Origin of the sequence: Bacteroides sp. CAG:633 (assembly GCF_000435115.1) — a bacterium.
Lineage (GTDB): Bacteria > Bacteroidota > Bacteroidia > Bacteroidales > Bacteroidaceae > Bacteroides > Bacteroides ndongoniae.
In genome coordinates this window covers 1,791-10,038 of the sequence record NZ_FR883072.1, presented here as the reverse complement: position 1 = coordinate 10,038, position 8,248 = coordinate 1,791, and the positions used below count along the sequence as shown (strand labels likewise).

The window sequence follows — 8,248 nt, the reverse complement described above, 5'->3', positions numbered from 1 at the left end:
TAGTCAATACGCCAATTTTGGAAGCTTACTTAAATTATCATTTTGATGTACCCTATAGGGAATTCTCAAACAAAGGTCCTTGTAGTATCTCATCTTCTTTGTAATAGATGAATAAATAGTTAAAAATTGCAATTATACATTCTTACTAATTTTCAACTACAACGCTGTTAAGTCATTTCTTTCAAATCTTTAGACTGAGGATGGATTTTAAAATACTTGCAAATTGACATCCAAACGACAGAAAGATTTATCTAATCCCATTTCCTTCCCATAATCTTCAACCTAATATGTCTAAAAATCTCCTTAATTGTACGTTTAAGAAATATTGTATAAAAAATAAACGTAGAGTTTTTAGCCAACTCCAAATGGATTCCAAAATCGTTTTTTAATTTCTTTAAATCAGTAATCAAATGGGTGTCAAACGTCATTCGAACATCATTATCCACATGAACCAATTCTATCCATTTTTCATTCTCCGGTGTTTCTACAAACAAAGCTTCCGTTCCTTTATAACGCCCTACATAAATATGGCTGCCATAGCCCATCACGGTTCGCAAACGAACATTTTCCTCGTATTTCTCGATAAATGAAAGAAAATGATTGTTTCTATATACCACCCTTGTCGCGATATTTAATTCTGTAAAATACTGAATACCGTATTTGAAAGAGATAAAAGTACGATTACGAACTTGAGCGGCTAAACGTTGTACCTCTTCCACATAGTCATACCGCAAAGCATCATCATTGTCCAAATAAGTTGTTATGACAACATCTCCCAAAATTATGTCTTCCAAAATTATTTTCTGGAAAATACGAACGAAATACCGTCCTTCTGCAGGTGCAACATAGTGGGGAGTAAATTGCTCACATCTGCGGGCATATTCATCTATTTTCTTTTTATATACTTCAGGAGTTTCTGAATCGAACAATACAATCCACTTAAAATTTTTTACTGACTGATTGGCTACAGAAGGTAAGCAATATTGTTCGAAAAGTTCAAAGCGTTTTTTCAACCATTCCTCTGTCTGTGTCGGCTTCCCCTTTTTGTCTTTAGTCCAAAGACGGATATTAAAACGGGTCAAAACGTAATAATGACAACTCATAATTTCTGAATATAAATGCTATTTGTAACGGTCTAAATGAAACCTATAGTTATAAATAAAACTGATTGGATATTTCAGTCACAAGTAATACGATAAACACACAAAATGCTACTAATATTTTTTTACAATTTGAACCTACCTTGACACCCTGCCCCCTTATTATTCTAACATTTCCTCACGCGCGTGCAGGTGAAGCTTAACTTTCCTTCACACTTGTGTTAAACTTCACCTACACGCGCGCGAAGAAAAAGTTGTTTTTTCGGGATACCAAGCTGTCAAGCTGAGGTTGAGAGTGCGCCGGGGTATCTATGGCGCCAGCGCACTCTACCGAGATGGGCATCACTTGTTGAAACGTGCCTGGTAATCAGCTTCCAGACTGCGCAACAACTCGATGAGGAACTGCTCCAAAGGGAGAACCTTGCTTGTGCGACAAGCTTCCAGGTAGATGCGAAGGACGGCATAGTATCCGTAAAGTTTCGGATTTACCCCTTTTTTATCTGCTGATAGGTGGACTTCGACATGTGAGCCCTGGCTACTATGTCTTCATCACGTAACAGACGACCATCTACTTTGATAACACTTTGTAACTGTGCTATATAGCAACCTAAATTTGAATTATAATAATCTTCTGTCTTCATAATTGTTTTTTTTAGAGTGAATAATTATTTTAGGCGAGTGCGTAACAGCAATATCTAAAAAGTGTTTAAAATCTGTTATTTTTATGCTCCTACAGTACCGACATGTAAGTACTGGGGCGTTTGGCAGTTCCAAAAACTTTGTGCTCCTTTGCGCCAACGGAAGTGTGCGAAGAACTATCGGGACACGGCTTTCGTATTATTTTGTTTAACCAAGAATCAACAATGATTATGAAAAACATGATCATCAGCCTGTTTAACGGCTACTCCGGCACTCAGCCGACAGAGACAACCCTGGAAACCATCGTGGAAATGATCCGTAACGACGCCAGCACGGCGGAACACACCGAACGCCACCGCTACTACCGGCAGCAACACATGAATACTGCCGCCGCACGCGAGAAGGCTGCCTGCCCGTGTTTCGCTGTAGCTGTGCGCTTCGAAGGCGGAAAGCGAAAAGAACACATCGCCGGATATACCTTGCTGTGTCTGGCCGACTTTGACCATGTGCCCGAAGAGCGGATGGTCGAATGCCTGCAACTGATCCGGCAGGATGGGCATACCCTGATGGCGTACACCACCATGAGCGGCACGGGCATACGTGTCATCAGCCGCTATGAAAGAAAGGAGCCTTGTGCTACAAGATCGGACGAGGAACTGCACACCCTGGCTTTTGAGACGATGAACCGCTACTACCACGAACTGACAGGGCTGGAGGCCGACGCCAAATGCCGGAACCTTACCCGGCTGAGCGGACTGGCTCACGACCCGGAGGTGTTCTTCAATCCGGAAGCAATCCCCTTCGGCATACAGAAAGTGCGGCAAACGGCTTCGGCGAAGCTGACGGCGGGAAACAACCGGCTGAAACGGGCGGTGAAAGCTGCCGAGAAACAGCTGGCGGAAGAGGGCATCGCTTACGTGGAGCATCATCACAACGAGTACATCATGCGGATGGGCTACCTGCTGAATGCCTACGGCGTGGACCGGACAATGGCCACACAGTGGGCCACGGAACGTTTCGCCGACTACGACGGCGATGTGGAGGGCATCTTTCACTCGTGTTACCGCCAGACGGACGAGTTTGGAACACGACGTCTGCCTTCGAAGAAGAAGGAAGGAGGTGAAAGCGACCGCGACTATGCCTCGGTGAAAGACATCGAGGAGTTTCTGGCCAGTCAGGGGAAGTTCCGTAAAAACACCGTGACCGGAAAATGTGAGTTTGCTCCTGCTGAAAACCTGGTGTTTGCCGACCTGACGGACCGCGATGTGAACACCTTGTGGTGCCGCATGTGCAAGGAGAAGAAGGCGGTACGCATCGCCGACCTGCGGTCTGTGCTCCAGTCGGAGTTTGTGGAGCTGTTCAATCCTTTCCTGAACTACATGAGCCAGCTGCCTGCCTGGGACGGCCATACGGACTACATCGGGAAGCTGGCCGCACAGGTGCATGTGAAAGACAATCAGCAGTTGTTTGCCACTCTCTTCAAAAAATGGCTGGTGGCGATGATCGCTTCCTTGCTGAACGAGGAGGTGGTGAACCACGAAATTCTGGTGCTCATCGGCCGTCAGGGCATTTACAAGACTACCTGGCTGAACAACCTGCTTCCGCCCGAGCTGCGGCGTTACTTCTACCTGAAAAGCAACAGCCGGAACATCTCGAAGGACGACATGCTGACCCTGGCGGAGTTTGCCATGGTGTGCCTGGAGGAGCTGGACGAGATGGAGAACAAGGAGCTGAACCAGCTGAAGGCGCTTACCACCATGCGCCACGTGAACGAACGGGCAGCATATGCTCACTTCAAAGAGGTGCGACCGCACATTGCCAGTTTCTGCGGCACCAGCAACAACCCGCACTTCCTGACCGACCTGAGTGGAAACCGTCGCTGGATGCCTTTCGAAGTAGAGAGCATCGACAGCCCGTTTGACCATCCGGTGGATTACGAGGGTGTGTATGCCCAGGCTTTCGCACTGGCTACCGGCGATTTCCAGTACTGGCTGAGTACTGAAGAGATGGTGACGCTGAATCAACATAACAAGCTGTTTGAAGTGCCCTGCCTGGAACAGGAGCTGATACTGACGCACTACCGCCGCCCCATGGAAGGAGAAGAGTGCATCTTCGTGACCAACGCCCAGATCCTGGCCCGCATCAATGCCGGCTTGCGGCATAAGCTGAATCCCGTAAAAATCGGCATGGTAATGAAGCAGGAAGGCTTCAAAAGCGTACGTGTCGGAGGGAAACGGGGCTATCTGGTGATAGAGCTGTCCGGCGACGAGATCTACAGGAACCAGCAGGCGTTGGGGAGGTATTTGTAACAGGGAGGGCCTCACCCCCATCCCCTCTCCAAGGCCTCCCCCCCATCCCCTCTCCAAAAGAGAGGGGGGAAGGGTTAAGGAGTTAAGCCGATACTTAAAATAATTGATAATTGATAATGGATAATGGATAATTGAAAATGGATAATGAATTTTCAATTCGCATTTGTAAGACTTGGGTCAACTTATAATCTAAAGGGAGCAAAGCGATAGAGTCTTGTAAGCACGGATACGGTAAACGTGACGGTCGCACACTTCAAAATCACGCTGTAAACGCTGTGCTAATTCTTCCTTACGCTTAATCATGCCAACAACACTCCTTTCTCCAAAGCTTCGCGCACCACTTCGTTATCTTCATAGTCGCCAATGACATCGATTTTACGTTCGCCCAATAAATACTTCAAACGGGCTATCAGACGAATGCGGGCCAATGCACCCTGTTCCTTTCCGACGCTACGAATCAACAAGTCAATATCGCCCCCACGCTTCGTATCGTCAAGACGCGAACCGAATAAATATACCTTCACCCGGCTTCCATAAATCTCGCGAGCCGCCTGAAGGATAGTTTTTATTTCATTGCTGTTCAACCTCATGATGCAAATGTAACGATTTCTATGGGAATAAACAAAAAATCACTTCCTCCTTGACATCCTGTCCCCTTATTATTCTAACTTTCCTCAGAGGGAGAAAGGGAGAGAGGAGTTAAGAAGTTAAAGGAGTTAAGCCGATAGATAGACTACTCTAAACGCTCAACACTTTTAATTTTTAACTTTTAATTTTTAATTCCAACCACCCTAACCTTACACTTTCGCTCGCTAAAGTCCCTCTTTACGGAGCTAAAGTGGCTGTTTAGGGGGGCTAAAGTGGGTCTTTGGGGAAAGGATTATCACGGACAACTATTTTTCATTCAATCGGATCAAGCGTCGGATCATCCTATCCAAGCTGTCTGAATTTACCCGTGCTTTCTCTACATCCCATTCCTTTTCTATGAAAGGAACTAACGCCGTATTATATTCTTTTCCTTTGCACCGCCTGCCTTGCGAACCAATCTGTGCTTTTATTTCATCCTTGGACGACTGTAATGCCAGGTTGTGCGTCAGATAATAGGAAGCTTTCAAGGGTAACTGCATTTCTCTCCGTTCTACCCTTCCTCCCTGCTTTTGCAGGGCCGATGTCGGCATACGTTCTTTATCGACTCCCAAAAAGTTGGAAAAGCAATCCTGATCTGCCAGAAGCCAGGCTTCGGCTTCATCGACCGCCACATTCACAATGAAATCTTCATTTTGTTCAATTCCCTCCAACAAGTTGCTCTTTGCTACAGGTGCACAATCTTCCGTATCCAAATCGGTCAGCAAAACAACAGGCGTATGCACTGCCAGACGATTGAAATTAGCAATTTTATTTTTAATTTCGCTCCCTCGGGCCGGAAGTTCCCCTTTCACTGTCAATTCGGGAGTATATACAGCCATTATTTTCCGGATGATGGCCTTTGTTACTTCATCCTCACCAACCAGATATATTTCCCTCATATTCAGTCCAAACTAACATTGCCAATATTTTGTAAATTGTCCGGCCTTGTTGCAGGCAACACTGCATCGGCCATAGACAATCCGGCATCCAGAACTTCCTTGACTTCGTCTATCTTATCAACCGTTTTCGCCAATGTTCCTTCATCGCTGTTCAACAGCAGAACCACTTCTGTTTCATCAATGCCTTCATTGGACAAAATATCATAACTGTGAGTAGTTACAATTATCTGTCTCGGCCTATGCCGCTGCATCCGTGCTATAAATTCCGGCAACTGAGCCACCACACCGGGATGCAGATTGATTTCGGGTTCCTCCAATAAAGCGATTCCCTTACCTGCCAATATGGAGAACAGAAGTCCTATCAATCGCAATGTACCATCCGAGAACTGTGCTTCAGTCTGCTTACTTCCTTGAGCTCTCCAATGTAAATACTTGGCTTCCAAATGGTAAAACCCATTTTCATCTTTTACAAAACTCAGGTTATCTAATTGTGGAACAGCACATTTCAACACTTCGTTCACCTTTCTTAGATAACTGTTGCGTGTAGCTTCGTTCAGCTTGCTCAGTTCCGACAAAAAATTCCTGCCATAATAATCTTCTTTTGTCTCCGGTGCCAAACTCGACTCCCTTACCATTTGCGGAACGATATTTAAATATTCAATGTCTGCCAATGCATTCCTCAGTTCCAGGAATTGCTGACTGGTTACCGCTTGCTCCAGATGCGTATATTTCAGCGTATCATCTGTTTCATTCTCCGAATTTTCTGTTCTGTCCAACAAACATCGGTTCTCTGTCAGCAGCCACACACTCTCTCTGTTGACCGTAACCTCATTCTTCCGAATTCCGCCTCCCGTATGTTTGAAATTCAATGTATATTTCCACTTATCAGGGGCATCCGACTTCTCGCGCAGTGTAACTTCTATTTCTATATCTGTCCGAACCCGTGCAGCCAAACATCTTATTTTTGTAATGCCACCCCTGCTTTCTACTGCAGTTTGTAATCCTCCTCCTTTTTTAACAATATCCCGCAAAAAACGAAGTGCATCCAAAAAATTAGATTTGCCCGTCGCATTTGCTCCAACAATGAAACAGCGTTCCGCCAATGCAACAGAACAATTCTGAAAATTTTTCCAATTATGTAGTTTTATGTACGAAATGACCATAATATTATACGTAAATGTGTTTATACAGGTTACTTTGTAATCGCATGATGCAAAAGAAACATTTTTTTCACTAATAAACAAGGGGGTCCCTCGGCTTTATCTTTTTATCACCACGGAAGACACAAGGATATTTCACTACGGATTATTCATGGATCCAAATTATTGGTGCGTGGGGGACGCAGACGCAAAATTTTGCGTCTCTACGAGAGTTGGCATCTCTCAACGCTAAACCCTCAACTCTAAACCTTAAACCCTAAACCCTCAACGCTACTCCCTCAACCATTATCATGAATGAGATTCACTGGCACGTAATTCTGACACCAATTCATCAACAATATATAAATCACCCATCATATAAAGATAATCATCAGCATTGTGCAATCGGAGACTTGTTTCCGAACTATAGAACAAATCTAATGCACGTTCTGGAGAAATGTTCAGTCGCTTGGCAATAAGTGTCACTACACGCCCGACTTTATTCCACATTAAAATATCACTTAACATATAGGTTATAGTTTAGCTTCGTTGATTTTTCAATTCGCAAGCTCAAATTGCAGTTGACGAGTAACAAGTTGACGAGTTGACAAGGGATTTGTACCGAACTGCTTTAAACGACACTTTATCAAACAGGGCATTCAGGACCTTGTAAACTTGTTGACAGAAGCCTTGTCAACTAATAAGTTGAGCTATATTATGGTGTACTTTAGAAACTTCAAACAATGGTCAATCAGATGTTGATTTAGCAAACAAATCTGATTATTAGGAGCGATAAAAGTTAATCGCTTTAGAGCTTCACTATCGCCGTACTTCCGTGGTAGACTTTCATACTTGTTCCTCCTTCTTAACCTTCTCCCATTGCAACAGACAATCGGCAATATCTTCTGTAATATTCTCTCGGCTTTCGGTATGTATTACGTCATAATGCTTCAATATGTATCCTTCTATTAAATTTACACGCTTCATTCTCCTGTAAACTTCATTCGGAGGAAGATTCCATTTTCTTGCTACACTTTCAATACAGGATGCAGCAAAAATCATTCTGTCTTCAATATTTCGTTGGGTCATATCATTTATTTAAGTTTAACCTCTTTGATTTTCAATTCGCAAGCTCAAGTTGCAGTTGACGAGTAACAAGTTGACGAGTTGACAAGGTCTTTGTACCGAGCTACTTTAAACGACACTTTATCAAACAGCGCATTCAGGCCTTGTAAACTTGTTGACTGAATCCTTGTCAACTAATAAGTTGAGCACTTGAGAATTAAAAATCGTCGAAGTCAAAATTGAATCTGTTAATTTATTTATCCCTTTTATTCTTCCATCTATAGCAATAAGAGTGATATGTATCTCTGCTTTTGGAGTGCTCAATTATCTACTGCACTGTTTCACGATGGGTTACACGGACCAGATTATTGGTGCGTGGGGGATGGAGACGCAAAATTTTGCGTCTCTACGGGTCGGCATCTCTCAACCCTAAACCCTCAACCCTAAACCCTCAACCCTAAACCCTCAAC

At 44.1% G+C, this 8,248-nt stretch carries 8 protein-coding genes; 1 reads left to right on the top strand and 7 read right to left on the bottom strand.

Annotated features, from left to right (window positions below; genetic code table 11):
• Nucleotides 1-251 precede the first annotated feature (251 nt).
• A complete protein-coding gene (locus tag QVP67_RS08235) occupies nt 252-1,103 on the bottom strand; it encodes a glycosyltransferase (RefSeq protein WP_022163092.1) in 852 nt (283 codons plus the stop codon).
• A gap of 482 nt (nt 1,104-1,585) precedes the next feature.
• Nucleotides 1,586-1,741, bottom strand: a complete 156-nt coding sequence (locus tag QVP67_RS08230; RefSeq protein WP_022163091.1) for a hypothetical protein — start codon at nt 1,739-1,741, stop codon at nt 1,586-1,588.
• Between the two features lie 228 nt (nt 1,742-1,969).
• Between QVP67_RS08230 and QVP67_RS08225 the strand changes: the two genes are divergently transcribed.
• Nucleotides 1,970-4,048 carry a BT4734/BF3469 family protein gene (locus tag QVP67_RS08225; protein WP_288180029.1) on the top strand — a complete coding sequence of 693 codons (2,079 nt, stop codon included), beginning with the start codon at nt 1,970-1,972 and terminating at the stop codon, nt 4,046-4,048.
• 299 nt (nt 4,049-4,347) lie between these two features.
• On the opposite strand, the gene QVP67_RS08220 is transcribed toward QVP67_RS08225, so the two are convergent.
• The 5 genes from QVP67_RS08220 to QVP67_RS08200 form a co-directional block, all read right to left on the bottom strand.
• Nucleotides 4,348-4,638, bottom strand: a complete 291-nt coding sequence (locus QVP67_RS08220; protein WP_022163088.1) for a nucleotidyltransferase domain-containing protein — start codon at nt 4,636-4,638, stop codon at nt 4,348-4,350.
• Nucleotides 4,639-4,941: 303 nt separating this feature from the next.
• Nucleotides 4,942-5,574, bottom strand: a complete 633-nt coding sequence (locus QVP67_RS08215; RefSeq protein WP_022163087.1) for a DUF4276 family protein — start codon at nt 5,572-5,574, stop codon at nt 4,942-4,944.
• Nucleotides 5,575-5,576: 2 nt separating this feature from the next.
• Complete coding sequence (locus QVP67_RS08210; RefSeq protein ID WP_022163086.1) at nt 5,577-6,737, bottom strand: AAA family ATPase; 1,161 nt, start codon at nt 6,735-6,737, stop codon at nt 5,577-5,579.
• A gap of 285 nt (nt 6,738-7,022) precedes the next feature.
• Nucleotides 7,023-7,241 (bottom strand): DUF3791 domain-containing protein, encoded by a 219-nt coding sequence (locus QVP67_RS08205; RefSeq protein WP_022163085.1) that lies wholly within the window; start codon nt 7,239-7,241, stop codon nt 7,023-7,025.
• 318 nt (nt 7,242-7,559) lie between these two features.
• Nucleotides 7,560-7,802: a DUF3791 domain-containing protein gene (locus QVP67_RS08200; RefSeq protein WP_022163084.1), complete on the bottom strand. Its 243-nt coding sequence runs from the start codon at nt 7,800-7,802 to the stop codon at nt 7,560-7,562.
• Nucleotides 7,803-8,248 lie beyond the last annotated feature (446 nt).

Coding starts and splice junctions, on each gene's coding strand:
- QVP67_RS08235 (WP_022163092.1), bottom strand. CDS start 1,103: ATGAGTTGTCATTATTACGTTTTGACCCGTTTTAATATCCGTCTTTGG.
- QVP67_RS08230 (WP_022163091.1), bottom strand. CDS start 1,741: ATGAAGACAGAAGATTATTATAATTCAAATTTAGGTTGCTATATAGCA.
- QVP67_RS08225 (WP_288180029.1), top strand. CDS start 1,970: ATGAAAAACATGATCATCAGCCTGTTTAACGGCTACTCCGGCACTCAG.
- QVP67_RS08220 (WP_022163088.1), bottom strand. CDS start 4,638: ATGAGGTTGAACAGCAATGAAATAAAAACTATCCTTCAGGCGGCTCGC.
- QVP67_RS08215 (WP_022163087.1), bottom strand. CDS start 5,574: ATGAGGGAAATATATCTGGTTGGTGAGGATGAAGTAACAAAGGCCATC.
- QVP67_RS08210 (WP_022163086.1), bottom strand. CDS start 6,737: ATGGTCATTTCGTACATAAAACTACATAATTGGAAAAATTTTCAGAAT.
- QVP67_RS08205 (WP_022163085.1), bottom strand. CDS start 7,241: ATGTTAAGTGATATTTTAATGTGGAATAAAGTCGGGCGTGTAGTGACA.
- QVP67_RS08200 (WP_022163084.1), bottom strand. CDS start 7,802: ATGACCCAACGAAATATTGAAGACAGAATGATTTTTGCTGCATCCTGT.